Origin of the sequence: Candidatus Symbiopectobacterium sp. NZEC127, from assembly GCF_025962675.1 — a bacterium.
GTDB lineage: Bacteria > Pseudomonadota > Gammaproteobacteria > Enterobacterales > Enterobacteriaceae > Symbiopectobacterium.
Map to the genome: position 1 here is coordinate 721,816 of NZ_JAGFPG010000001.1, position 22,368 is coordinate 744,183.

25 protein-coding genes and 4 pseudogenes are annotated in these 22,368 nt (G+C 46.5%); 15 read left to right on the forward strand and 14 right to left on the reverse strand.

The window, feature by feature from the left end; translation table 11 throughout:
- Positions 1–30: 30 nt before the first annotated feature.
- From J5069_RS03420 to rnd, 3 genes are all read left to right on the forward strand, one after another.
- On the forward strand, positions 31–600 hold the full coding sequence (locus J5069_RS03420; RefSeq protein WP_264642529.1) for a Slp family lipoprotein: 570 nt from the start codon (positions 31–33) through the stop codon (positions 598–600).
- A 214-nt stretch (positions 601–814) separates the two neighbouring features.
- The gene (gene fadD, locus J5069_RS03425) at positions 815–2,518 is read left to right on the forward strand and encodes a long-chain-fatty-acid--CoA ligase FadD (protein WP_264643714.1); all 1,704 of its coding nucleotides are present in this window, start codon (positions 815–817) and stop codon (positions 2,516–2,518) included.
- Positions 2,519–2,641: 123 nt separating this feature from the next.
- A complete protein-coding gene (rnd, locus tag J5069_RS03430) occupies positions 2,642–3,769 on the forward strand; it encodes a ribonuclease D (RefSeq protein WP_264642530.1) in 1,128 nt (375 codons plus the stop codon).
- A gap of 47 nt (positions 3,770–3,816) precedes the next feature.
- Here rnd and minE read toward each other — a convergent pair whose 3' ends face one another.
- Genes minE through minC form a run of 3 tightly spaced genes read right to left on the reverse strand, consistent with a single transcriptional unit; the run spans position 3,817 to position 5,611 of the window.
- Positions 3,817–4,086 (reverse strand): cell division topological specificity factor MinE, encoded by a 270-nt coding sequence (minE, locus tag J5069_RS03435; protein WP_264642531.1) that lies wholly within the window; start codon positions 4,084–4,086, stop codon positions 3,817–3,819.
- A 3-nt stretch (positions 4,087–4,089) separates the two neighbouring features.
- Positions 4,090–4,902 carry a septum site-determining protein MinD gene (gene minD, locus J5069_RS03440; protein ID WP_195313355.1) on the reverse strand — a complete coding sequence of 271 codons (813 nt, stop codon included), beginning with the start codon at positions 4,900–4,902 and terminating at the stop codon, positions 4,090–4,092.
- Between the two features lie 22 nt (positions 4,903–4,924).
- Entirely contained in the window at positions 4,925–5,611 is a 687-nt protein-coding gene (gene minC / locus J5069_RS03445; protein WP_264642532.1) for a septum site-determining protein MinC, read from the reverse strand.
- A 133-nt stretch (positions 5,612–5,744) separates the two neighbouring features.
- Between minC and J5069_RS03450 the strand changes: the two genes are divergently transcribed.
- The 3 genes from J5069_RS03450 to J5069_RS03460 all read left to right on the forward strand — a co-directional run bounded on the left by J5069_RS03450 (position 5,745) and on the right by J5069_RS03460 (position 7,547).
- On the forward strand, positions 5,745–6,014 hold the full coding sequence (locus tag J5069_RS03450; protein ID WP_264642533.1) for a YcgL domain-containing protein: 270 nt from the start codon (positions 5,745–5,747) through the stop codon (positions 6,012–6,014).
- Positions 6,015–6,291: 277 nt separating this feature from the next.
- Positions 6,292–6,948 (forward strand): fumarylacetoacetate hydrolase family protein, encoded by a 657-nt coding sequence (locus J5069_RS03455; RefSeq protein WP_264642534.1) that lies wholly within the window; start codon positions 6,292–6,294, stop codon positions 6,946–6,948.
- Positions 6,949–7,100: 152 nt separating this feature from the next.
- Entirely contained in the window at positions 7,101–7,547 is a 447-nt protein-coding gene (locus J5069_RS03460; protein ID WP_264642535.1) for a YcgN family cysteine cluster protein, read from the forward strand.
- 24 nt (positions 7,548–7,571) lie between these two features.
- On the opposite strand, the gene J5069_RS03465 is transcribed toward J5069_RS03460, so the two are convergent.
- From J5069_RS03465 to J5069_RS03485, 6 genes and pseudogenes are all read right to left on the reverse strand, one after another.
- Positions 7,572–8,855 carry a tyrosine-type recombinase/integrase gene (locus J5069_RS03465; RefSeq protein ID WP_264642536.1) on the reverse strand — a complete coding sequence of 428 codons (1,284 nt, stop codon included), beginning with the start codon at positions 8,853–8,855 and terminating at the stop codon, positions 7,572–7,574.
- A gap of 34 nt (positions 8,856–8,889) precedes the next feature.
- Entirely contained in the window at positions 8,890–9,138 is a 249-nt protein-coding gene (gene xisR, locus J5069_RS03470) for an excisionase family protein (protein ID WP_264642537.1), read from the reverse strand.
- A gap of 127 nt (positions 9,139–9,265) precedes the next feature.
- Positions 9,266–9,352, reverse strand: a pseudogene (locus J5069_RS24255) (DNA breaking-rejoining protein); the annotation flags it as partial.
- 59 nt (positions 9,353–9,411) lie between these two features.
- A pseudogene (locus J5069_RS03475) lies at positions 9,412–9,705 on the reverse strand (RecE family exodeoxyribonuclease); the annotation flags it as partial.
- 141 nt (positions 9,706–9,846) lie between these two features.
- Positions 9,847–10,143, reverse strand: coding sequence for a DNA breaking-rejoining protein (locus J5069_RS03480; protein ID WP_264642539.1), 297 nt, complete (start codon positions 10,141–10,143; stop codon positions 9,847–9,849).
- A gap of 167 nt (positions 10,144–10,310) precedes the next feature.
- Complete coding sequence (locus J5069_RS03485) at positions 10,311–10,490, reverse strand: YebW family protein (protein ID WP_264642540.1); 180 nt, start codon at positions 10,488–10,490, stop codon at positions 10,311–10,313.
- A 143-nt stretch (positions 10,491–10,633) separates the two neighbouring features.
- Between J5069_RS03485 and J5069_RS03490 the strand changes: the two genes are divergently transcribed.
- Complete coding sequence (locus J5069_RS03490; RefSeq protein WP_264642541.1) at positions 10,634–10,852, forward strand: hypothetical protein; 219 nt, start codon at positions 10,634–10,636, stop codon at positions 10,850–10,852.
- A gap of 523 nt (positions 10,853–11,375) precedes the next feature.
- Here the strand turns inward: J5069_RS03490 and J5069_RS03495 are convergent.
- Both J5069_RS03495 and J5069_RS03500 read right to left on the reverse strand, forming a co-directional pair.
- Positions 11,376–11,945 carry a hypothetical protein gene (locus J5069_RS03495; RefSeq protein WP_264642542.1) on the reverse strand — a complete coding sequence of 190 codons (570 nt, stop codon included), beginning with the start codon at positions 11,943–11,945 and terminating at the stop codon, positions 11,376–11,378.
- Between the two features lie 281 nt (positions 11,946–12,226).
- A complete protein-coding gene (locus J5069_RS03500) occupies positions 12,227–12,607 on the reverse strand; it encodes a helix-turn-helix domain-containing protein (protein ID WP_264642543.1) in 381 nt (126 codons plus the stop codon).
- Between the two features lie 104 nt (positions 12,608–12,711).
- Here J5069_RS03500 and J5069_RS03505 point away from each other — a divergent pair, with 104 nt between their 5' ends.
- The 6 genes from J5069_RS03505 to J5069_RS03530 all read left to right on the forward strand — a co-directional run bounded on the left by J5069_RS03505 (position 12,712) and on the right by J5069_RS03530 (position 18,198).
- Entirely contained in the window at positions 12,712–12,930 is a 219-nt protein-coding gene (locus J5069_RS03505; RefSeq protein ID WP_264642544.1) for a transcriptional regulator, read from the forward strand.
- Positions 12,931–12,932: 2 nt separating this feature from the next.
- Positions 12,933–13,499 (forward strand): toxin YdaT domain-containing protein, encoded by a 567-nt coding sequence (locus tag J5069_RS03510; protein WP_264642545.1) that lies wholly within the window; start codon positions 12,933–12,935, stop codon positions 13,497–13,499.
- A gap of 33 nt (positions 13,500–13,532) precedes the next feature.
- Positions 13,533–14,360: a YdaU family protein gene (locus J5069_RS03515; protein WP_264642546.1), complete on the forward strand. Its 828-nt coding sequence runs from the start codon at positions 13,533–13,535 to the stop codon at positions 14,358–14,360.
- The gene (locus J5069_RS03520) at positions 14,248–14,895 is read left to right on the forward strand and encodes a replication protein P (protein ID WP_413542198.1); all 648 of its coding nucleotides are present in this window, start codon (positions 14,248–14,250) and stop codon (positions 14,893–14,895) included. Before J5069_RS03515 ends, J5069_RS03520 begins: the two co-directional genes overlap by 113 nt.
- A gap of 577 nt (positions 14,896–15,472) precedes the next feature.
- Positions 15,473–16,825: an FRG domain-containing protein gene (locus tag J5069_RS03525; RefSeq protein ID WP_264642548.1), complete on the forward strand. Its 1,353-nt coding sequence runs from the start codon at positions 15,473–15,475 to the stop codon at positions 16,823–16,825.
- A gap of 416 nt (positions 16,826–17,241) precedes the next feature.
- The gene (locus J5069_RS03530; protein WP_264642549.1) at positions 17,242–18,198 is read left to right on the forward strand and encodes a PIN domain-containing protein; all 957 of its coding nucleotides are present in this window, start codon (positions 17,242–17,244) and stop codon (positions 18,196–18,198) included.
- 309 nt (positions 18,199–18,507) lie between these two features.
- Here J5069_RS03530 and J5069_RS03535 read toward each other — a convergent pair whose 3' ends face one another.
- Both J5069_RS03535 and J5069_RS03540 read right to left on the reverse strand, forming a co-directional pair.
- Complete coding sequence (locus J5069_RS03535; RefSeq protein ID WP_264642550.1) at positions 18,508–19,395, reverse strand: hypothetical protein; 888 nt, start codon at positions 19,393–19,395, stop codon at positions 18,508–18,510.
- Positions 19,396–19,671: 276 nt separating this feature from the next.
- Positions 19,672–20,274: pseudogene (locus J5069_RS03540) on the reverse strand (tyrosine-type recombinase/integrase).
- A 139-nt stretch (positions 20,275–20,413) separates the two neighbouring features.
- On the opposite strand from J5069_RS03540, the gene J5069_RS03545 reads away from it, so the two are divergent.
- Positions 20,414–20,713: a hypothetical protein gene (locus J5069_RS03545; RefSeq protein ID WP_264642551.1), complete on the forward strand. Its 300-nt coding sequence runs from the start codon at positions 20,414–20,416 to the stop codon at positions 20,711–20,713.
- An 87-nt stretch (positions 20,714–20,800) separates the two neighbouring features.
- Positions 20,801–21,179 (forward strand): annotated as a pseudogene (locus tag J5069_RS03550) (replication protein P).
- Here J5069_RS03550 and J5069_RS03555 read toward each other — a convergent pair.
- Positions 21,174–22,253 carry an MrcB family domain-containing protein gene (locus J5069_RS03555; RefSeq protein WP_264642552.1) on the reverse strand — a complete coding sequence of 360 codons (1,080 nt, stop codon included), beginning with the start codon at positions 22,251–22,253 and terminating at the stop codon, positions 21,174–21,176. The pseudogene J5069_RS03550 and the gene J5069_RS03555 overlap by 6 nt on opposite strands.
- Between the last annotated feature and the right edge of the window lie 115 nt (positions 22,254–22,368).

A 22,368-nucleotide genomic window follows, 5' to 3' on the forward strand; every position in this document is an offset into this window, starting at 1 on the left:
TGAGTAGGTAATGGCAAAGGGATCAGTATCATGGCGATGTCTTATTGGTCAAAGCGGGTGACGTTCGCAGCGCTGGCACTGTTGTTGGCAGGCTGTTCCTCGATTCCTGAATCAATCCAGAGTAGCTCGGAAAGACCGTACGACCGGTTGTCGCAAATCACGTTGATGCCGCAGGTGGCCTTGGGCCAGGAGGCGCGTCTCGGCGGCCGCGTTGTTGCCGTGCATAACGACAATGACAAAACCCGTCTGGTGATTGTCAGCCTGCCGTTGGATCGCTGGGCGCGACCTCAGTTGGACAGCGTTTCGGAAGGGCGATTCATTGCCAACGTCAAAGGCTTCCTTGAACCCCTCGATTTTCAGGGGCGGTTGGTGACGGTGGTGGGTTCGGTGGCAGAAATGGAGCAAGGGCAGATAGGCAGCAGACCTTATCGTTTCGTGGTAATCAATGTGACGGGTTATCAGCGCTGGAACGAAACGCAGCAGGTCATCTTGCCGCCCGGCGCGGCCGATCCCTGGGGATGGGATTGGCGTTACCGGCGGGGTTGGGGCTTTGGCAATGACTGGGGCCCGGCGCGCATCGAGACCATCGTGACGCAATAAATGACGGTTTTTCTCTTTTAGATAAATCCGGAACAACGAGGCGACGCAGGTCGCCTCATTTTTTTGATACATATAGTTAACAATAAGGCGTGATCGAACTCTCAACCTCGATATTGTCTCAGCAGCAACTGGTAAGCTGAGTTAAAATAATGTTAATTGAACGAGCGGTGGGAGAATCATCATGCCACTAAAAAAATACCTTGGGAGTGATGCCTTGGAGAAAATCTGGTTAACGCGTTATCCGGCGAACGTGCCCGCCGACATTAATCCGGATAACTATACGTCGTTGGTCGATCTTTTTGAAAATGCGGTTGCCCGATATGCTGACCTGCCCGCGTTTATTAACATGGGTGAAGTGATGACCTTCCGCAAGCTGGAAGAGCGTAGCCGCGCGTTTGCCGCCTATTTGCAGAATCAACTGCACCTGCAAAAGGGCGATCGCGTGGCACTGATGATGCCAAACCTGTTGCAATATCCGGTCGCGCTGTTTGGCATTTTGCGCGCCGGATTGGTGGTGGTTAACGTCAATCCGCTCTACACGCCGCGTGAGCTGGAACACCAGTTGAAAGACAGCGGTGCCATCGCGATTGTGATTGTGTCCAACTTTGCACATACGCTGGAAAAAGTGGTGTATAACACCAGCGTTAAGCACGTGATCCTGACGCGCATGGGCGATCAGCTCTCCACTGCGAAAGGGACGCTGGTCAACTTTGTGGTCAAATATATCAAACGTCTGGTGCCGAAATACCATCTGCCGGATGCCATTTCGTTTCGCAGCGCGCTGCAACAAGGACGCCGTCTGCAATACATCAAACCGCAGATCGTGAATGCCGACTTGGCGTTTTTGCAATACACCGGCGGCACCACCGGGTTGTCGAAAGGCGCGATGCTGACGCACCGCAATATGCAGGCGAATCTGGCACAGGCGAAAGGCGCTTACGGCCCGGTGCTGCAAGAGCGCCATGAGTTGGTGGTCACCATGCTGCCGCTCTATCACATCTTTGCGCTGACGGTAAACTGCCTGCTGTTTGTTGAGTTGGGTGGGCAAAATCTGCTGATCACCAATCCGCGCGATATTCCGGCGGTGGTGAAGGAACTGGGCAAATACCCGTTCACCGCGGTCACGGGCGTTAACACCTTGTTTAACGCGCTGCTGAATAACAAGGCCTTCCACGAGCTGGATTTTTCTACGCTGCGTTTGTCGGTGGGCGGCGGCGCATCGGTGCAGCAATCGGTGGCGGAGCGCTGGGAAAAATTGACGGGTAAACACCTGCTGGAAGGCTATGGCCTGACGGAAAGCGCACCGCTGGTGGCGGGCAATCCCTATGATTTAAAACACTACAGCGGCAGCATTGGTTTGCCGGTACCTTCCACCGATGTGCGCATTGTGGACGATGAGGGGCACGATGTTGCGCCGGGAGAATCGGGCGAGCTGTGGGTAAAAGGGCCACAGGTGATGCTGGGCTACTGGCAGCAACCGGCCGCGACGCAAGAGGTGCTGAAAGAGGGCTGGCTGGCAACCGGCGATATTGTCACGGCAGACGAAGAGGGATTTCTGCGCGTGATCGATCGCAAAAAAGACATGATTCTGGTGTCCGGGTTTAACGTATATCCGACAGAAATCGAAGAGGTGATCGCGCGCCATCCAAAAGTGTCTGAAGCAGCGGTAATCGGTGTGGAAAGCGAACTGAGTGGTGAAGCGGTAAAAGCCTATGTGGTGGCCCGTGATAGCAGCCTGAGCAAAGATGAACTGATCACCCATTGCCGCCGTAATCTGACCGCTTATAAAGTGCCAAAACTGGTCGAGTTTGTGGAAGAATTGCCGAAATCAAACGTGGGAAAAATTCTGCGCCGCGAGCTACGTGCCGACAATGGCAAGAAAAAGTCCTCCGATGAAGGTGCCGCAAAGGTTTCCTGATTTATCAATAAAACGTCTGCCAGATCGCAGCAGGACAGGCTATCATAGCAAAAGGTTAACAACGCCGGTTTTACCGGCGTTGTTTTTGCAGTAGCCGACAGTTAAAAAACAAGAGAACACGTTTTGAATTATCAGTTAATCAGCGACAACAATGGCCTGGAACAGGTTTGTCAGCAGGCGCGTCAGCACACGCAGGTCGCGCTGGATACCGAATTTGTTCGCACTCGCACCTATTATCCGCAGTTGGGTCTTATCCAGCTGTTTGACGGTGAAACCCTCTCCCTGATTGATCCCCTCACTATCAGCGCCTGGCAGCCGTTTGTGGCGCTGTTGCAGGATGCGCAGGTGACCAAGTTCCTGCACGCCAGCAGTGAAGATCTTGAGGTGTTTCTTAACGCGTTTGGCGTGTTGCCGCATCCGTTTATCGATACTCAGATTTTTGCCGCCTTTCTCGGTAAGCCCTTGTCGTATGGATTTGCTGCCTTGGTGGCCGATTATCAAGGCGTGACGCTGGACAAGACCGAATCGCGCACCGACTGGCTGGCTCGCCCATTGACTGAGAAACAGTGTGACTATGCCGCCGCAGACGTCTTCTATTTATTGCCGATGGCGGAGAAGATTGTGGCCGAAACCCGTGAGGCTGGATGGCTAAACGCGGCGTTGGATGAGTGCCGGTTACTGTGTCAGCGTAAGCAGGATATTCTCACACCAGAACTGGCCTATCGCGAATTTGGCAACGCCTGGCAACTGCGCGGTAAGCAGTTGGCTTGCCTGCAACTGCTTGCTCAGTGGCGTTTGAACCTGGCGCGCCAGCGCGACAGCTCAGTCAACTTTGTGGTGCGGGAAGAAAATTTGCTTCTGGTGGCGCGCTGCATGCCGTCCTCGCTGGGCGAGTTGAGCGCACTGGGGCTGAGCGGCCCGGAAATCCGTTACCACGGTAAAACACTGCTCGATCTTGTGGCCCAGGCCAATGCACTGGCGGAATCCCAGTATCCCGCGCCTATCGTCAATCTCATCGACTATCCGGGCTATAAGCGCGTGTTCAAGGACATCAAAAATCTGGTGACACAGGTGAGTGAACGTAGCGGACTTTCTGCCGAGTTACTGGCATCACGGCGTCAGATCAACCGCTTGTTAAATTGGCATTGGAAGCTGTTTGCTCAGGAAGGCACTGCGCCTGAAATGTTGAACGGCTGGCGAGCCGAGCTGTTCGATGCGCCATTGCGCGATTTATTGACGCGCGAAGGGTAACGTCAGAATAACCCCCACAGGATGTGGGGGTTATTAATTCCCAAGACTCATTTAGCGGGTTCTTCCGGTTCTGGCAGGGTGACGTTAAGCTCGAGCACGGAGATATCATCTCCTTTTTGCTCCAACTGTACCGTCACCATTTCCGGGTCGATCTGTACGTATTTACAGATCACCGCCAAAATATCCCGCTTTAACTGTGGCAAATAATGTGGCTCATTGTCGCCACGGCGGCGTTCCGCAACGATAATTTGCAGCCGCTCCTTGGCAATATTCGCGGTGTTTTTTTTGCGGGACAGAAAGAAGTCGAGTAAGGCCATAATTTATCCCCCAAAAAGGCGTTTAAGAAAACTCTTTTTCTCTTCCTCAATGAAACGGTAGGGACGATCTTCACCCAGCAAGCGATCGACGGTATCAGCGTATGCCTTACCTGCGTCGGAAGCGATATCAAGGATCACCGGTTCCCCCTGGTTTGATGCACGCAGTACGGACTGATCTTCGGGAATAACGCCAACCAGCGAAATACGAAGAATCTCCAGTACATCTTCCATACTTAACATATCACCGCGGCTAACGCGGCCTGGATTGTAACGGGTGAGCAGCAGATGCTCTTTAATCGCATCCTGACCCCGTTCGGCCCGGCGTGATTTGGAGGCAAGGATACCAAGAATGCGGTCAGAGTCGCGCACTGACGACACTTCCGGGTTGGTGGTAATGATGGCTTCGTCGGCAAAATAGAGCGCCATCAACGCACCGGTTTCAATCCCGGCCGGAGAATCACAAATGATAAAATCAAACTCCATTTCTGCCAGCGTATCCAACACTTTTTCCACGCCTTCGCGCGTCAGCGCATCTTTGTCACGGGTTTGTGACGCGGGCAGGATATAGAGGTTTTCCGTGCGTTTATCTTTGATCAATGCCTGATTCAGCGTGGCATCGCCTTGAATCACATTGACGAAGTCGTAGACTACGCGGCGCTCGCATCCCATGATGAGATCGAGGTTACGCAGCCCAATATCGAAGTCGATAACAACCGTCTTTTTACCTTTCTGGGCTAAACCGGTAGCAATGGCCGCGCTTGAAGTAGTCTTGCCAACGCCCCCTTTACCCGATGTAACAACAATAATGCGTGCCATAAATAGTTCCTTGTTAAAGGGCTTAGTCTAGAGGTTGTATGGTTAAATCGTTTGCGAGCAGATCGAGTTTCAGGCGCGCAGCCTGCCCGACGTGGGCCGCTGGGATCTTGTCGCTGAGCCAGTAGCGCCCGGCGATGGATACCAGTTCGGCGGCAAGATGCGTACAGAAGATTTGGCTCTGCACATCGCCCGAGACGCCCGCTAGCGCGCGGCCCCGCATCATGCCGTAAATATGGATATTGCCATCGGCGATCACTTCTGCACCGGCGCTGACGCTGCTCAGTACAATTAAATCGCCTTCTCTGGCGTAAATCTGCTGGCCGGAACGAACCGGCGCGGTAATCACTTTGGTTTTGGCTATTGCAGGTGACACGGGAATAGGTTCAGGTGCCCGACGCGACGACTTGCCTTCATTTAACAGCGGCAATCCCGCCTTGATAATGGCTTTTTTCAGTGTCTCGTCCTTACAACCGCTCACACCCACCACGTGTAACCCCGTAGAAATAATAGCGTGCTGGATAGATAACCAGTCTATTTCATCCGTCAGGGCGGCAACATTAATAACCACAGGCGCATTTTTTAAAAATGCGGGAGCCTGCTCGATCTTTTCCTGTAATGCTTTAATAATTACCTCGGGTTGCGACTCATACAAATGAACAACCGATAAGGTAAAATTGCTGCCTTTTAACTCAATTGGCGTTTGTGACATCTATCCTGACTCAGTTTCAGCCTGTTAAATCCCTGGATTGGCATGGCAACATGATATTCCAGAGTGCTGTAAGCATGTTATAGTCACAATTATATACAGGCAAGGTGACATTCCCATCTAATCGAGTAAAAAAATGTTTTGTGTGATCTATCGAAGCGCCAAACGCGATCAAACCTATCTCTATGTTGATAAAAAAGACGATTTTTCCCGCGTGCCGGAAGCGCTGATGAAAAGCTTTGGCACGCCGCAGTTGGTGATGCTATTACCGCTTGATGGCAGTAAAAAATTAGCGTCAGCCGACATTGAAAAAGTAAAGCAGGCGCTAAAAGAAGAAGGTTTTTATCTGCAAATGCCGCCGCCTCCGGAGAATTTGTTATCCGTTCATCACAACGTCAGCAAATAACGTGGTACCGTGTTTGGGATGAAAATTCGGTTTTTTCTTAACCGTTTTCCACCCCAAATTGCCTAGCTTAGGCGTCGTGCTGATGCGTAACGGCGCTTAAAAAGTATGATCTGGCGTTGAGTTCTTTACTTATATTTTTCCGCATTACCGTCTACAGGCTTGTTTTATCGGCGCAGAGACGTATAAATAAACCCCTGACGTAAAGGGATACCCACCGGTTTGCCTGATGCACTGGGTATCTGAGCGTGATTTTCAACTGACAGGGCAGGAGACATCCATGTACCAACACAGAGACTGGCAGGGCGCATTGCTCGATTTCCCGGTAAATAAAGTGGTTTGCGTTGGCAGTAATTACGCAGACCACATCAAAGAAATGGGAAACTCGGTCGCCCCTGAACCCGTGCTATTTATCAAACCTGAGACCGCACTGTGCGATCTGCGCCAACCAGTGGCTATTCCGAAAAACCTGGGCTCGGTGCATCACGAAGTTGAACTGGCGGTGCTGATTGGCACGCCGCTTAAGCAGGCAAACGAAGAGCGCGTGGCGCGCGCGATTGCCGGTTACGGTGTTGCGTTGGATTTGACGCTGCGTGACATTCAGTCCGAATGCAAAAAGGCCGGTCGCCCCTGGGAGAAAGCCAAAGGGTTTGATGGTGCTTGCCCGATTTCCGGTTTTATCCCCGTCGCCGAGTTTGGCGATCCGCAGCAGACGGATTTAGGCGTGAAGGTGAATGATGAAATCCGCCAGCAGGGCAATACGCGCGATATGATCACGCCGATTCTGCCATTGATTGCTTACATGAGCCGCTTTTTCACGCTGCGCGCAGGGGATGTGATCCTGACCGGCACCCCTGCGGGCGTTGGCCCGATTGTGTCCGGCGATATGCTGACTATCACCATCAACGATCGCAGCCTGTCCACGCGGATTATCTGATCTTTCTCTGACCCGTTCCCGTTGGGGACGGGTAAAGCACTTGCTTCACCTCGCCAAATCCGTTATATACCCGTCATAATTCACATTGCAGATGTGGTTGGCGGGGCGTTTGTGCGTTGCCAGATAACATAAAGATTGATGAGATACTGTGCATGAGCGAACGCGATTTTTGGCAGCAAAAAACCTTGTCTGAAATGTCCGACCACGAGTGGGAGTCCTTGTGCGACGGCTGCGGTCAGTGCTGCTTGCATAAACTCATTGATGAAGACACTGAAGAACTCTACTTCACCAATGTCGCCTGTAATCAGTTAAACATCAAAACCTGCCAATGCCGTAATTATGAACGGCGATTCGAGTATGAGCCGGATTGCATCAAGTTGACGCGAGAAAACCTGCTCTCTTTCGACTGGTTGCCCGCTACCTGCGCTTATCGATTGATCCACGAAGGGAGAGATCTGCCCGGCTGGCATCCGCTGCGCGCGGGCAACAAAGCGCTGATGCACAGTGAACGCATCTCCGTGCGCCACATTGCGGTGCGTGAAACCGAGGTTGTCGATTGGCAGGACCATATCCTGAATAAACCAGAGTGGGCGCGGTAATAGTTGAATTAAGTTATAATTTTATTATTGACTGTTTGATTGGGGCATCGGTGGGGCGTTTCCCCCAAAATTCGCATTGAGTATGTCCATTTGATTGGTGTTGTTATCTGCCATCCATTTCCCGTAGACGCTGTATACCATCTGCGCCGAGGTGTGGCCCATCTGTGACGAGATGAAGTTGGGATTTGCGCCGGCGCTTAATGCCCAGCAAGCAAAAGTGTGCCTCGATTCATAGGCGCGGCGGTGACGGATACCAGCACGTTTCAAAATCTCGTTCCACGTCGCGCCGAAAGAACCTGGTGCATACCAATTTCCCCCTTTACCATTTCTGGCCGTCAGTCGCGGCACAAAAACAAAGGTGCATTCATCGGTGCGAGTTCTGCCAAACTCTCGCAGATGGACATCGATCTGATGCTGTTTACCCATCCGCGTATAAGCCATCTGGCTTTTCAATGCCTGAATGGCTGCTTGTGTGAGCGTAATGGTTCTGTTCCCGCACTCTGTTTTCGGCGGCGTGAAGTGCCCCTTGATGGCAATGTTTCTGCTGACCGTGATCGTCCAGTTTTTTAGGTCGATATCCTCCCATGCCAGTGCGCATATTTCGCCGTGACGCATACCCGTGTTCACTGCGAGGATCCATAAATTACGGATCTGCTCTGATGGGCAGGTGTTCAGCAGACGGAGATATTCCTCTTTTGTCAGCGGGTCTGGTTCTGCACGGCTTTTTCTGAGGGGATCAACGCCATCCAAAGGAGATTTCTCAATATAGCCATTCGTCGCGGCGAATCGCAGCATGCTGCCAAGGCAATTCATATAAACATTGACGGTGCGAACAGTTCTTCCTTTTTTAGCCGAGCGATTAAGTTGATTTACACCACACAACTGATAACCAGTCAGCAATTCTTTTCTCACCAGCAGGATGTCTTCATTGCTTATGCTATCGACAGGCTTGTCCCTTCCAATAATATCCATGCTGATTTTTAAATAAGAAATATATCGACTGAGCGCGTTCTTTGTTATCTCCATCTTCTTTAGTTCCAGCCACCGATCCGCTATTTCGTCCAGAGTCACATCCGGTTTCACGAAACCGAAGCGTTTTAAATTGGGTGACTGAGGAAACTGGGCAGCATAGTTAAATGTCCCTATTTTTATCGCATAACTGATAGATGCCCGTAACTCACCGGCTACTTTTCTGTTTTTTGGCGTATCAGGAGCGCCAAGGCTTTCTCTAACCCTGACGCCTCGATAGATGAACCATAGGCGTAGTTTGCCACCATGGCATTCAACGCCCGTTGGGTATGTAGGCATGTAATCATCCTATCGTGATTAAGTGGGCTGACATTTAAACAGATCTTTTGCGTGGGATCGCTGGGCGCTGACGTTCAATCCATGCGTCAATTTCCATGCGGTTATACATGATGGGGCTGTTGTCCTTGGGCTGACAGTCCCCTGAGTAATGCCGGTACTCTTTTCCTTCCAACCACGATCTCTCTCTTGCCGATTTAATGGCGTTTTTGGTCAACCCAGTAATTACCATCAATATTTCTTCAGACACCCACTTATTGGGGATGAGTTGGATTATTTGGCCCATTAGCTACTCCATTGGCCCCGGCAGGGGCCGTTATTGGTGTTCTGAGGCGCTGCTCTACAAGGTCATTTGCCTGATCGATAATTTCAGCCATAAGTATTCCCGGTAGGGTTTACTCCTCCCGACTCCATTAGCTCACAATGTATTCCGGTCGCATGTCTGCCAGCGTGATGGCGAACTGCCCGTGCAGCTCGTCGCCAAGGTGGCGTTTTTGATTGTAACTTCTGAGTTGGATTGCTCAGTGGTTGCCGCGTGGTCTTCCTGAATGTTGACTGACGCCGCCCCGGCCTTAGGGATATGGCGCCATGATTTGCCATCATCGTTCAGTTCGTAACGATCGCACCAGGTGTCATCCAGCTTGCCTTCTTCCGGCAGGTCGTCAACGACAAACCAATCCGTGCGGATCGGAAGGTTATAATCAGCGCCACGCCCGATTTCGATTTCGGCATCTTCAATGATGTTGGCGATATCACGCTCTGCACGTAAGTAGGATTTTGCAGAGAGCCAGCAGAACAGACTTTTTTTGTCTGATTTAGCTCTGGCTTTGATGAGAAACGCATAGGTGTTCATTGCAGGGTAGCTCCCTTGGATAGTAGACTACCCGGGACTTTGATAGCTCCCTTTGGGTAGTGGTCATTGGTCAAAACTCGATTCTGGAAAGCTTTGGTCGGCTGACCAGGTACTCAACCCGCCTTGCGCGGGTTTTGTGCTTTAATGGATGGTCGAATACAGACCGGCTGAGATGGATTGCTTATATTGCTGATAATTCATGCCGAAATTATCTTCAGCACTTTTAATGGCGAGACTGAGGGAAAAGATGTCGCTGAGCGCGCAATGAGAGCATTCGAATGTGCCAAGGACATAATTGCCACCGACGATCACGGTTGTGCCCTCATTAGCTACTGTGTGAATGACGCCAGTAACCGCGGAACCGCATTCGAATAAAGCGACGGACTTATTGATGGGCTCTAACTTCATTTCAACAGAACGGATATGAATGGATTTCATCACTGGTACCCTTATTTTCTGGTCAAAACTCGGTGTGCTGATGTAAAAAGCAGCGGATTGGCAAGGTAAGTAGAACCGCACCGCTGAAAGCTACACAGCGTTATTCCCCCGTAACGTGGGGGAGGGTGTTTCCCGGTGTTGGCACCGCGTTTGTAAAATGGCAATTGTTATTGTTTTGTCGGCTGTTGGTCGCCGTCAGGCTCAACAGCCGAGCATTCTCCGTAAATCCTTTTCTCGTACATGGCCTGCTGGCATTCCTTTTCAGACTCATAAACTTCAACAACAGCTTCCTGGTATTCGCCTGTGGTCATACAGATACTGATGAACAAAGCGAAAAGCTGTCCCATCACTTTCTCCCTACTGCTCTTGCCATAATGCGGTTTGCCGCATCCCACTTTTCCTGGTTGCTTTGCTTCACCGCTTTCTTCGCCAACCTCCGCGCCAACCGGAATCTACGAGTGCCCATAGCCGCTCCAGATGCTCACAAATTATGTCGATAGCCAGAACGATGATTAACAGCGCCACCACAATCAGAAGTGCCAGTACTATCCCCATCTTCCCCTGTGCCGTTATCGCCCGGCTGGCGGAACGTTTAAACCTGCTGCGTATTTGCTACTTGCCCAACAACTGCCGTCATGTTCATGCGCCTCGGGCTGGCTACTTGACCACTTCGCATGGCCGGGTAACTCGGGGTATTGCCTGGCGGTGATTGCTTTGTGGTGTTGCTGTGTCAGGTTAAGTAAACAATATCTTTACCATTTAGTCAAGTGTGTATGGACTTTTTGGTAAGGTAAAAATTGACCTCATTGTGAAGCTACAGCACATATAAGAGATTTGTTTGCAAAAAAAAACCGACAGAGCGGGGCGTAGATAGATGGGAAAGAAATTCATATTTATGGAGAGAAGCGTTTTTCTTCAAGAACAAAGATGGATGTTAAGATTTTGTTGAATTCTGTTCGTATGCTTAAAGATCTAAATTTAGATATTGATGATACGAAATTAAGCGGGGTAACGATTAATAAAATAATAGTGGTAACAAGTAATACAATAAAAGTTGAGACAAATGACATTACATGTATTGGTTAAGACTTGAGTTTACTGTTTTCACTGACTGCACACAATTAAATCTAACAGGCTGCTTTGAGCGAACAGCAGACGTTGGCTATCATTCATTTTCACAGACACAAAAAAGTGGCGACCTTAGCGATTGTAATATATTCAGATTATTTCATTTACATATAAATAAATTCGTATTTCACGATGTAGGTTCCAATTTTATTAACACGAGCTGATACCCATACTCCCGTCATTCCTTGCTTACGGTGGCTGCGTAGAAATTCTTTATTTGTACAAAGCTGTATCCATCTGGTCGTGTTCTGATCTTTTAACCAGATACCTGCTTCACAATGCCCATGCTTACCCCTCGATGGCCCTGGGAAGACAACCTCATATTCAGATTCATAGCCAATTATTTTGTCTGGAAAGACATAAACATAGACATCGTAACAGTTTAAGCTCAATACAAATCCCAGGCAAAAACCGCCAAAGAATGCATTACAAAGATACTTCACTGTTTTGTTAAAAGTGCGAAGATAAAAAGCGTGAATAAAAGAGAAGCTTCCAATCAACACACCAAAAGAAATATACGTTGTCCATTCAGGCACCGAATTTTTTAAAATGGTATTTTGGGAGATATTTGATGCCCACAACATATACCAGAACCATCCGCCCATAATGATGCATGCCACGGCTGTAATGGACCATTTTTTATATTTACTTTCAAAATAATAACTTTTATTCATGATTATATTTTTGTGTCTATCAAAAAATGATAACAGTCTTACCGTGCACGGCTATTTTAACTTATAAATCTGAGCATGCTAACTGTGTCTACATAATTTTTTAACGTCTGCTCCTGGCACAAAGCTGCCTGTCAGATTAGGTTTGGCTCTGTGCCATCGCTGTGTCAGATCAAGTCGCGACTAATACAATTAATTGCCTCGGGAAGCCAAGACAATTTTTCCATAGTGATAATGTCATAGTTAGCGCATCATTTTCTGATGGGCTGTGTTTGTGAAAAGGGTTAGCTTTCAGGCTTATATCTGCCCCTGAGATACTTCTCCACGTATTCGTCGATTTCTTTCAGACGTGTTTGAAACAATGAAACCATCTTGTCTTGTTCTGGCTCTGGAAGCTGACGGAAAAGCTCGAGCATCTGCCGTTCACGTTCCTTTAGACCAGAGATTTCGTCAACATCTTCACCCAGTAGCCAAGCAATGGATACGCCACCAGCCTCTGCCACTGCGATTGCGGATGCTTTGCTGATCGTCCCAGTCCTGAACCAACCTGTTACAGCTTGTTTGCTTACATTAGCTACGCGAGCCATATCAGACTTTGAAAGCCCTTTATTGTTCAGTTCTGTAAGCCTTGCGATAAGGCCATTGTCCGGAGTCTTTTTTGTCATAGAGAACATTGTAAACCTTTGCTTTACGCTGGCATAGAAAGGTGTTTGTTGACTGATTGGTAAATAATTGCTTTACTTTGTTTGTCTTTGAATGGAGGAAACACATGACAGGCCTTGATAATGCAATTCAATCTGCTGGTTCTGCGAGCAAACTCAGTGCTGCTCTTGGTATCAGCAAGATGTCTGTTAGCTTGTGGAAAAGAAATGGTGTTCCAGCGGATCGCGTTTTAGCCATTTATAACGCCACTGGCGTCACCCCTCACGAACTACGCCCTGATCTCTATCCCAACCCTGCAGATGGGTTACCTAAACAGGAACTGTGATTATGCAGACTCAAACCTATCTGGATGATAACGGCGACAAACCTGGATTGGTGATATCGAAAAATCATTTTCAGCGCCGCTCAACACCTCAACACGTTGCCGTTCGTGAAGCGGTGGAGGCCTGGCAAAAAACGTTGCCTGGGAAAGCCCAGGAAACGATCGCCATGCTGGTGGTTGAAGAATGGCGCCGGCGAAGTGGGAGAGGGCTGCAGCTCGGCGATTCAGTCCGTAACAACAAACAAAACTTATTCCGTTGGTTGGACAACCCATTTAACTCAATGCGCTATGCCGGATATATCGAGCAACTGGCACCAGTGATTTGCGATGTGATGCCGATCGAGATAGCGCGCCAACACGGGCTCAAGAAGGGCAAAACGGACGCTGAACTGGTAGCCGCGTCGATCAAGGAGTGCGCTGACGTTCACCAGGCAAAGTTACTTGGCGCTACGCATCCTGTTCTTGAAAAAGAGGTGAAGGAGGGCATTGCAGCGCTTTTGCGCTTGATACCTCCTGACAGTTGGGGGCCGGTTCTCAACGGTGTTACTAGTGTGCTGGATAAGTTTTTTTAATAGAGTTTTGACCAGTTTCGCTGAGGAGACAAGATGGCTGCTCTGCCATATATGCAACTCTACATAGCCGATTACCTTGCTGACACCATGCATCTGTCCACCGAAGAGCATGGGGCCTATCTGCTGTTGATGTTCAACTACTGGCAGACTGGGAAGCCGATCCCGAAGAGTCGATTGGCAAGGATCGCCAGGTTGAGTAACGACCGTTGGATTTCCGTTGAAAGTTCGTTGGCTGAATTTTTCACAGACGCGGATACTGAATGGGTACATGAGCGTATTGAACGTGACTTGAAAGCTGTCCGTGCGTCATTGGAGCAAAAAACCGCTGCAGGGAAAGCGTCGGCAGCAGCAAGAAAAGCCAAAAATTCAGCGGAAATGCAACGGAAAGGGAACGAGCGTTCAACACCCGCTGCTTCTCCGTTGCAACGGAAGTCCAACGGCAAACCAACGAATAAAGATCCAGATCCAGATATAAAAGATCCCCCCCTAAGCCCCCCCAAACAGCGACGAGTCCAGAAATTCGATCCGCTCGTAATCGAATTACCCGAATGGCTATCGCCAGACCTGTGGCGAGAGTGGGTTGAGTTTTGTCAGCAGCTCAAGAAACCCCTGGCAACCTCGAAGGAGGTTTCCGTAACGCTTAAAAACCTCGATGACCTGCGGCTGTCTGGCTACACGCCAGCCCAGGTGATCCGCGAAAGCATCGCCAACGAAGGGCAGGGACTGTTTGAACCAACCGGAGGTCACTATGCAGAGCAAAAACACGCAACCCAATCGCACGCCGTTAGAAAAATCCGCGCAGCACGTGAAGCCTGGGAAAGAGAGCGACAGGGTGTGGAATCTGTGGGAGACCATGGGTGAGATATACTCGAACCGATGGACGGCTAAGAACGGCCTTACGCCGACGAATCTCTGGATAGCACAGGTTGGGGCGCTGAGTGACCAGGACCTGGCTAGAATTTGCAGTCTGTGTGCGGAACGCTGTTCCCAGGGAAAAATTTGGCCACCGGACCTTGGTGAGTTTATGGCTCTGACCGTGGAGAGTGGGGCAAATCCGTTTGGTGTGAACGTTGCTGACGTACTTGCGGAATACAAGCGCTGGCGCAACGAGTCTTATCGCTACTCGAGCAGCACAGAATTCCCGTGGCGTCAGCCAGTGCTGTACCACATCTGCATTGAAATGCGTCGTGCCAGCGTTGAAAAGCGCATGACGGCCAGAGAACTTGAACGCCTAGCAGAACGACTGCTGACGAAATGGATTAAGCATGCCGGAAACGGGTTGAGTGTTCCGCCGGTCCGCCGCCAGCTTACCGTATCGAAACACTCAAGTGGACCAACACCCGCGCAGCAGATGTATCAGGAATATCTTCGTAAAAAGGCGTCTGGACTTATTTGAAATGAGATCTACAAAAAAATGGCTAGAGTAAGTTACTGGCATGCGCTTAGATAACTTAAATCTAGAGCCTTCCACAATGAGCAGTATAGGGATCACCACAATCGCCTTGTAGCAACAACAACGGACATTATCGCAGATGCAAGAAAGTTATTTAACAGCGAAATCTGGCCCGACCAAATACGTGAACATATTGATGAGTGGAGCCGAGCTAGTGTGTTCTAAAGGAAGCTTCTGCTTGTACATTACGGCTAATAATCATCGAGAAATCATGTTAATGTGCCGTGTTTAAGACCTGAAATGACAGTGTTTCAGTGTTTAAACACGGTAAAATATGACAATCTGCAACGAGCGATTAACAGACAGTCAAATCGCTCTTTTCATCCACTGACGCCTGATTTAATCGGAAATTTACTTTAACCCTCACATATGAATATGTGCAGAAAGTAACCAGATTGTGATGTTGGTTGCTTCCTGCAAAAATTAACTACCATTTTTAGTGATGACATTTAAATCAGTTATTGTAAAATACTTAATCACAGAATATATCATACGTACAAAAAATTAAAAGCGAGCGCATATGTTTAATTTAATTGTCGGCGGAGAACCTCAGATTTATGACAGATGGCCTGTCTTTGAAAATGAAAATGGGTATGATTCATTTCCTTTGTCAAGGATGCTGGAATCTACTCCCGAGGATATCAGACTAAAGCTAACGCCTTTTTCTTTTACATCTCTTAGTTTTTTAGAATCACTTCCTACAATATTTATGACAGAAAAGTATAACTATGATGGAAACAATTGCGTATCACTTCGAATTGGCGAAATAAGTAATTTAAAATTAGATGGAAAGGATAAGTCAGTAAATTTTTCCTTTAACATCACTCACTCCTTTATACATATAAAAATAGATAAATTACCCAACTTAGAAAAAAACAACATCATAGGCCCTTACGCATTCACTCGTACCCATTGGGCTGTAAAAAACATTCAACCACGTACTTTCTTATCTTATTTTGATATCAACTTCCGCGTAAGAAATAAATCCAAAAATACAATCAGTGCTGAATTAAGTGCTGATAGCACACCTGAAGTGGTAATTTCAAATATCCATGATTTTTTGAGTGTAGTGCTTAGTTCAGAACATGACAGCAGTAGAGATGTCTTCTATAGAGGGCATTCGGATATTGCATACAAACTAACACCCTCACTGTTCAGAGAAACAGAAAAAGGAAAACCAAAGTATTTAAAAGATGAGGATTCAATGGTCAGGGAGATCCTGACAGCAAGGCCTGCCGAATTTATAAACGATACAAGAATGCTTGATAAATTAGTGCGCATGCAACATTTTGGACTTCCTACGAGATTGCTAGATATTACATCAAACCCTTTGATAGCACTTTTTTTTGCCTGTAGTGGAGTTAAGTATAATAAACAAGGGGATGAAATAGATGGCCATGTGATTTCTTTTTCCACACCCAAGAAAAATATTAAATTCTTCGATTCAGATACGGTTAGTTGCATCGCTAATCTTGCATTAATTTCATCAGACATGAAGTATAGATTAGAAAAATCATTATTGGTGGAGGGCGAAGAATCAGATGCAATTGATAAACTATTACATCTTATTAAGGAAGAGAAAGCATATTTTGAAAATAAAATAGATGTACGTGATCTTGCGAAGATAGTATTTGTAAAAGGCCGCGTCAGCAATGAGCGAATATCGTCACAATCGGGAGCATTTCTTTTATTTGGGAATAACGCCACATTACCAGAACTAGACCCTGATTTTGGATTAAAACGTTATGTAATCAGAAATAAAAAGGTCATTCTGGAACAGTTGTCTAAGTTAAACATCACTGAAGGCACTATTTACCCTGGAATGGAGAATGCTTGTACGGAGATTGCACGCAAGTACGAAGCACATGACTAAGGCATTCCAGTTGCTGAAAATGAAGTTGTGGTGGGAAGAAGCCAACCTTCTCGATGCTATGGCAGCAGCAAAGGATGCTGTTGTGGGTGGCTGACGCTCAGTGTTCACGCTCATGGGGGGCAATCCGGTTTATTGATGAAGGGAGCAGCACCTACGGTGAAATGAGGCCGGTGGTTGTCACCATTTTTTCGGCTGTAGCACGTGTAAGTACCCCTGCAAAACGAATCATCAATTTTTAGAGCGTCTCTGGCACGCCCAACTTCTGCTCTTGGCACATTCGCGCCGTTGATAGGCCGTCTCCACTACACTGTACTCTGAAATCCTGCGCTACTGAAAATAAGGGAATGGCGGACGAACTTGATCGTGATATCCTATTTTAGGAAGAGCAATCATATAGTCAGAAGAGAGGAATTAAAGTGACAAAGCTTTTTGTAGACACGAATATCTATCTTGATTTTTATCGAGCAGCAAGTGATAGATTATCACTGTTTGATGAACTAAAAAAACTTGGAGATACCCTTATTATTTCAGAACAAGGATATAAAGAGTTTCAAAGAAATCGAACTGTAGAATTAGCTAGACTGAGTGCTGAGATCAAGAAAACCACATCCATCTCCATATATACCACAGCAGTGTTACAAGATATGGTTGAACATAAGCAAGCAAGTAGTCTTCAATCACAGGTTCACAAGATTGGACTACAATTGATGAATAAAATTGGGGTAATGCTTGAACCTAATCCGGGGGATGATCCTGTGCTCGATGCATACAAAGAGCTAATTAAAATTAGCACTTATATAACAACAAAAAATGAGTTGATTGCCAAAGCGAAAATTCGGAAAATTTTAGGTAATCCGCCAACTTCACCTGATAGACATTCAGTCTGTGACGAGCTCTTGTGGGAGGAATTGATTGATTCCTGTGATGAGGATTTAATAATTGTATCGAACGATAAGACATTCTCTGGAAATAAAAAAATTCTTATGGATGAATTCTCTAATACCCATCCTGGAAAAAAACTGAAAATCATCAAAAACGTGAGCGATGCCTTAAAGATTTTAGGCGACGGTTCAGAACGTTTAGAAGCGACAGAGGCTGAAATGGTTTCCAACATAAAACAACTCCCATCGGGAATGGCTGACTCCATAATGGAGATTGCAATTAGAAAGTCATCCTCAATAATTTTAGAGAAAGATCAAGAAAGAGTAACTTTGATAATTGGAAACATCATTCTTTCCCGAGGAAACGATGATAAATATATTCTTCTTGATGCAATGGCTGAACTCATTAAAATGAAACTAATCGAAGAAGCTGGCAGTGATATTTATCAACTAACCGAGAATGGTCGCGCCTATGAACCGTTCGATAAATGAAGTTGCTTTATCGAAAAAATACTATTCATCCTAAATTAGCCAGTCTTTTCTAGAACGTTGCGACCCTCACGAAATGGAGTCTTTGTCATCCAGGATATGTTAGCTAAGGGTATAGAACGGGCTTACAAGGAAGAGTCAGTGACTGCTTTGGGCCGCAGCAGTCATCGACTTAGTTAAATTCAATTCCAGGAGCCAGCCAGAAGCCTCCGCAGGCAGCAACGACCTCAAGGTCTGATTCTGGCACTAATCGGCCCGAAGCGCTAGCGGCCGAGCGTAGCGAGGTCCAGCGCGCGATATAACTTGGCTTTGTTATGCATTTTTTCGTCCGTCAAATGGTATCAACCATTGGCAGCCGGTAACTTCTCTGAATACTGCCATAGTAAGGATTGAGTAGAACAGCTCGAACCGTTGAAGCTCGTAATATCTAAAATCATTCATTCGATTCTCAAATGCGGTTTTCAGATAACCAATCCCTTCGACATCCTTCATGGCTGAATTAATCTGCCTTGAAAAGTTAATGATTAGATTAACATTATCTTCCGACTGGTGCGGTTTCATTGCTTCAAGCATTTCAATTAGATTAAAATTTTCAATCATTTCTGGTTCACTACACGCCTGCGAGTATATGCCTGCCTTTATGTAGGTGTTTCTGTGGTGCCCATCTAATTCTCTGGCGCGTCTGAAGTTAGTGTGATCAATGATTGAGCCAGCCCTTTTTAGGTTGACCAACTCGCCAACATCTACGACAGAAGGGGCAGCATAAAGGACTACGACATCGTTACCAAATTTAGTTTCTATGTGGGAGAGTAAGGCATGTTGCTGAGCGTACAGTTCATAGCGGAAATACTTCTGTTTCCATAAGTGCCACTCAGAGCCAGTTGACATCGTTATATACTGCGGACGCTTATACTGGAATAGCAAGTTAACTTTCATGGTCGGTATGTTCTTAACCTCTCGGCCAAGATAGTGCTCCATTTCATGAGCGATTTTCGTTAGGTCAACACCTGAAAATTGAGGAGAGAGCCAGAATGGATATCCCAGCTTTCGCCACAGAAGCCATCTTCTAGAATGAGCAACGGAGTCCAAGCCTAAAACGCCTTCTTGCACTTGGCCAAGGGGGAAATAGATAGATGTTTTTCTATCAAGCTCATTGTTGAAGTAACTTTCGAAAGTCTTTTCTTCGTATCTCGCATCCATTCACACGTTCTCTATTATCATTTTGAATAGGCATAACGCTTATTCGGCGGAAAGATCCGTATCTAAACACAGACTTTTTCGCCTTTGTAAATTTAATGTGTAGAACACTACATCGATTTTTTATAACTGACAATAGGTTATAGGTACAGCTGGTATTTGCATTTGCTACAGATAAGGATTAATCCGTCTAATAAGCGTTGTCGATGCAAAAATACAGGCAGGATATTTAAACGTCTGCTATTGGCACAGGGGTTGCTGTTGTAGCCCCTGATAACCTCAAACCACGATCGATTCAGATATCTCCAGTGTATCATCGACTTCAATGCCCAGATACCGAACTGTACTTTCCAGTTTCTTGTGGCCTAGAAGGTGTTGGATCACTCTGAGATTCTTGGTTTTCTTGTAGATCAGATATGGTTTTGTTCTTCTCATGGAATGCGTGCTGTAAAGCGAATCTTCGAGATCAAGCTTTGCTATCCACCCACGAAAAATTCAGTTGTATTGCTGGGTTGATATGTGTTGGCAAATACCGACCCTAGACCGGAACAGGAAGTCTTTACTGCGCAAATTGCCAAGCTTTATCAAATTAGTAACAGCTTCTCTTGTCCCTTTGGTTATCTCAAATTGGACAGGGCTACCGGTTTTCTGTTGCAATACCGTTGCTCTGCTTGAAACAGAACCGCCATATGCAACATCTGATACTTTGAGTTTGACCAGATCACAGCCCCGTAGCTTACTGTCCAAAGCCATGTTGAACAGAGCTAGATCGCGTGTTTTGCCTTCCAGCTCAAGTCTAATCCGGATCCCCCAGATATGAGATATCTGAAGTGGCCTTTTTTGACCGATGATACGGTCTTTGTTCCACGATGACGTTTTCATACTTAAATCTCCTGCGATGTGGGAAATTTGAGTATGGTCGTCCCTCAAGAGCGAGGAGCGGACGTTCTTTTACAAAGCATGGTCTCAGATTACAGTGAAATCATTGATTGATAAGTGAGTCGAATCAGAAAAGTCGCCAATGAAACAAAAACTTTGCAAACGTAACCAAGCCTGGATATCAAGGCAATTGCAACGTGCACAAAAAGAGGGAATGCCGTTAAGTTTCTTTATTAACTTTCCCTCAATACGCGCAGCTGCGTGTAATGGTGAGCGTCTTAAGCGGCGTGGTCGTCTCAAGCCGGACTGGAATCGCGCATTGTTTCATCAGGGTTGGGGAGAAGTGCCGATTGTTGGGCCAAGAGGCTTAGTTTATTGGTTTGAAGGGTTTGATAAGGAACAATTACCTAGAGAATTTATGCCGCTGTGGGAAGATGCCTGACTGTATTGACTTTGATTTAATCGCTTGTAGTGTAACGCTTAATCCACGCTATAGACGGCGAGAAGCAAAAGTGTAGTTGTTTATTAAATTTGGCCACCGGACCTTGGTGAGTTTATGGCGCTGACCGTGAAGAGTGGGGCAAACCCGTTTGGCGTGAACGTTGCTGACGTGCTTGCGGAATACAAGCGCTGGCGCAATGAGTCTTATCGCTACTCGAGCAGCACGGAATTCCCGTGGCGTCAGCCAGTGTTGTACCACATCTGCATCGAAATGCGCCGTGCCGGCGTTGAGGAGCGCATGATGGCGGGAGAATTTGAACGCCTGGCAGAGCACCTACTGACGAAATGGATTAAGCATGCCGGAAACGGGATGAGCGTTCCGACGGCAGCTTGCCGCACCGAAACATCTTGGTGGACCAACACCCGCACAGCAGATGCATCAGGAGTATTTACCCCGTAATTTATGAGTAAAATTTCATGAGCTCAGCAAGCGTTATTTCTAATCCTCTATTTTTTAATAAGCTGACTCTTTCGTTAAAAACCTTCTTTATGATAGGTCTTTTATCATCAATTATTCCGTGATGTAATATTTTGTGGCAGATCGGACATAAAGACACTACATTTTCGACAATGTCCAATGAGCATTTGAATTTATTTTGTAGAGATAATGGAATAAAATGATGTGCTTCAACATAGTTGTCATTACTGATTTTTGATTTAAAATGTCTGTGATTATAGTTATATTCACATAAAAATTTTGCTTTTCTAATGGCTGATGATGCCACTTTGATATCTCTAGGGTAAAGATTAAAACTTCCAGTTATTTTATCTTTTGCCTTTTTATTTTCACTGTTCTCCTCATCAGTGGAGTCTTCACCTAAGGAAGCCAAACCTAAGGCATACAGGTCAAAGAGTTCTTCCGACGACGTATATAACGATTTAGAAAATAACCGAATCAAATTGTCATAACTTGATAGCAAAACATCCAGATTAGCTCTGAACTCTTGTACGGATGGTAACTCCCCTTTTTTGTAGCGAAAGCTTTGAATAGCGGCTTTCTCATATCCAGTACCTGGAAAACTACGAGCTTTGAGCTTAATTTCACCACAAATTGCATTTTTATCATATGTAAGATGAGAAGAAACACTTGCTGATATCATGCTAAGAAACTGAAGCGATTTTTTTTCTCCGTGGCATATCTTCGCCGCCTCTGTGGCTCCTTGATTTAGTGATAGATAACATTCCTGCATATCGTAGGAAAATAGCAATGCTATATAATATCCGGACTGTGGCGTGCTAGTTACCGCTTTATTCAGAATACATACCCATGGGATATCTGTGACATTCCCTTGTCCTATAGATGGCCTAATTATAAACTCATCTAATCGAGCGGTAAGACTTTCTTTAAACTCATCGGGAATCAGTTGAAATATTGCTTTGTGGCTTGTGTATTTTTTTTCAAACTGCTCTTTATTTATTTTTTTATTATCGAATTTTGATAGTTCATGGTAGTCTTCAAAAACATCACTTAAAAATTTCATAACATTCCTCTTTCACATCAATGACATATTTCAAAATTTATTTGAAATCTGCTCATGTAAACAAGTGCTTATGCAACGATAAATCTGCCATCAATAGCCATAAAAATCAATAAAA

What these genes read in the sequence shown, in the direction of transcription:
- J5069_RS03505 (WP_264642544.1), top strand. Translation starts at nt 12,712, where the DNA reads ATGACAGGCCTTGATAATGCAATTCAATCTGCTGGTTCTGCGAGCAAA.
- minC (WP_264642532.1), bottom strand. Translation starts at nt 5,611, where the DNA reads ATGTCACAAACGCCAATTGAGTTAAAAGGCAGCAATTTTACCTTATCG.
- xisR (WP_264642537.1), bottom strand. Translation starts at nt 9,138, where the DNA reads ATGGGCCAAATAATCCAACTCATCCCCAATAAGTGGGTGTCTGAAGAA.
- minD (WP_195313355.1), bottom strand. Translation starts at nt 4,902, where the DNA reads ATGGCACGCATTATTGTTGTTACATCGGGTAAAGGGGGCGTTGGCAAG.
- J5069_RS03465 (WP_264642536.1), bottom strand. Translation starts at nt 8,855, where the DNA reads ATGCCTACATACCCAACGGGCGTTGAATGCCATGGTGGCAAACTACGC.
- J5069_RS03480 (WP_264642539.1), bottom strand. Translation starts at nt 10,143, where the DNA reads ATGAAATCCATTCATATCCGTTCTGTTGAAATGAAGTTAGAGCCCATC.
- J5069_RS03450 (WP_264642533.1), top strand. Translation starts at nt 5,745, where the DNA reads ATGTTTTGTGTGATCTATCGAAGCGCCAAACGCGATCAAACCTATCTC.
- J5069_RS03510 (WP_264642545.1), top strand. Translation starts at nt 12,933, where the DNA reads ATGCAGACTCAAACCTATCTGGATGATAACGGCGACAAACCTGGATTG.
- J5069_RS03545 (WP_264642551.1), top strand. Translation starts at nt 20,414, where the DNA reads ATGAAACAAAAACTTTGCAAACGTAACCAAGCCTGGATATCAAGGCAA.
- J5069_RS03420 (WP_264642529.1), top strand. Translation starts at nt 31, where the DNA reads ATGGCGATGTCTTATTGGTCAAAGCGGGTGACGTTCGCAGCGCTGGCA.
- J5069_RS03500 (WP_264642543.1), bottom strand. Translation starts at nt 12,607, where the DNA reads ATGACAAAAAAGACTCCGGACAATGGCCTTATCGCAAGGCTTACAGAA.
- minE (WP_264642531.1), bottom strand. Translation starts at nt 4,086, where the DNA reads ATGGCCTTACTCGACTTCTTTCTGTCCCGCAAAAAAAACACCGCGAAT.
- J5069_RS03520 (WP_413542198.1), top strand. Translation starts at nt 14,248, where the DNA reads ATGCAGAGCAAAAACACGCAACCCAATCGCACGCCGTTAGAAAAATCC.
- J5069_RS03535 (WP_264642550.1), bottom strand. Translation starts at nt 19,395, where the DNA reads ATGGATGCGAGATACGAAGAAAAGACTTTCGAAAGTTACTTCAACAAT.
- J5069_RS03485 (WP_264642540.1), bottom strand. Translation starts at nt 10,490, where the DNA reads ATGGGACAGCTTTTCGCTTTGTTCATCAGTATCTGTATGACCACAGGC.
- J5069_RS03525 (WP_264642548.1), top strand. Translation starts at nt 15,473, where the DNA reads ATGTTTAATTTAATTGTCGGCGGAGAACCTCAGATTTATGACAGATGG.
- J5069_RS03490 (WP_264642541.1), top strand. Translation starts at nt 10,634, where the DNA reads ATGTCGATAGCCAGAACGATGATTAACAGCGCCACCACAATCAGAAGT.
- J5069_RS03515 (WP_264642546.1), top strand. Translation starts at nt 13,533, where the DNA reads ATGGCTGCTCTGCCATATATGCAACTCTACATAGCCGATTACCTTGCT.
- J5069_RS03495 (WP_264642542.1), bottom strand. Translation starts at nt 11,945, where the DNA reads ATGAATAAAAGTTATTATTTTGAAAGTAAATATAAAAAATGGTCCATT.
- J5069_RS03455 (WP_264642534.1), top strand. Translation starts at nt 6,292, where the DNA reads ATGTACCAACACAGAGACTGGCAGGGCGCATTGCTCGATTTCCCGGTA.
- J5069_RS03555 (WP_264642552.1), bottom strand. Translation starts at nt 22,253, where the DNA reads ATGAAATTTTTAAGTGATGTTTTTGAAGACTACCATGAACTATCAAAA.
- J5069_RS03460 (WP_264642535.1), top strand. Translation starts at nt 7,101, where the DNA reads ATGAGCGAACGCGATTTTTGGCAGCAAAAAACCTTGTCTGAAATGTCC.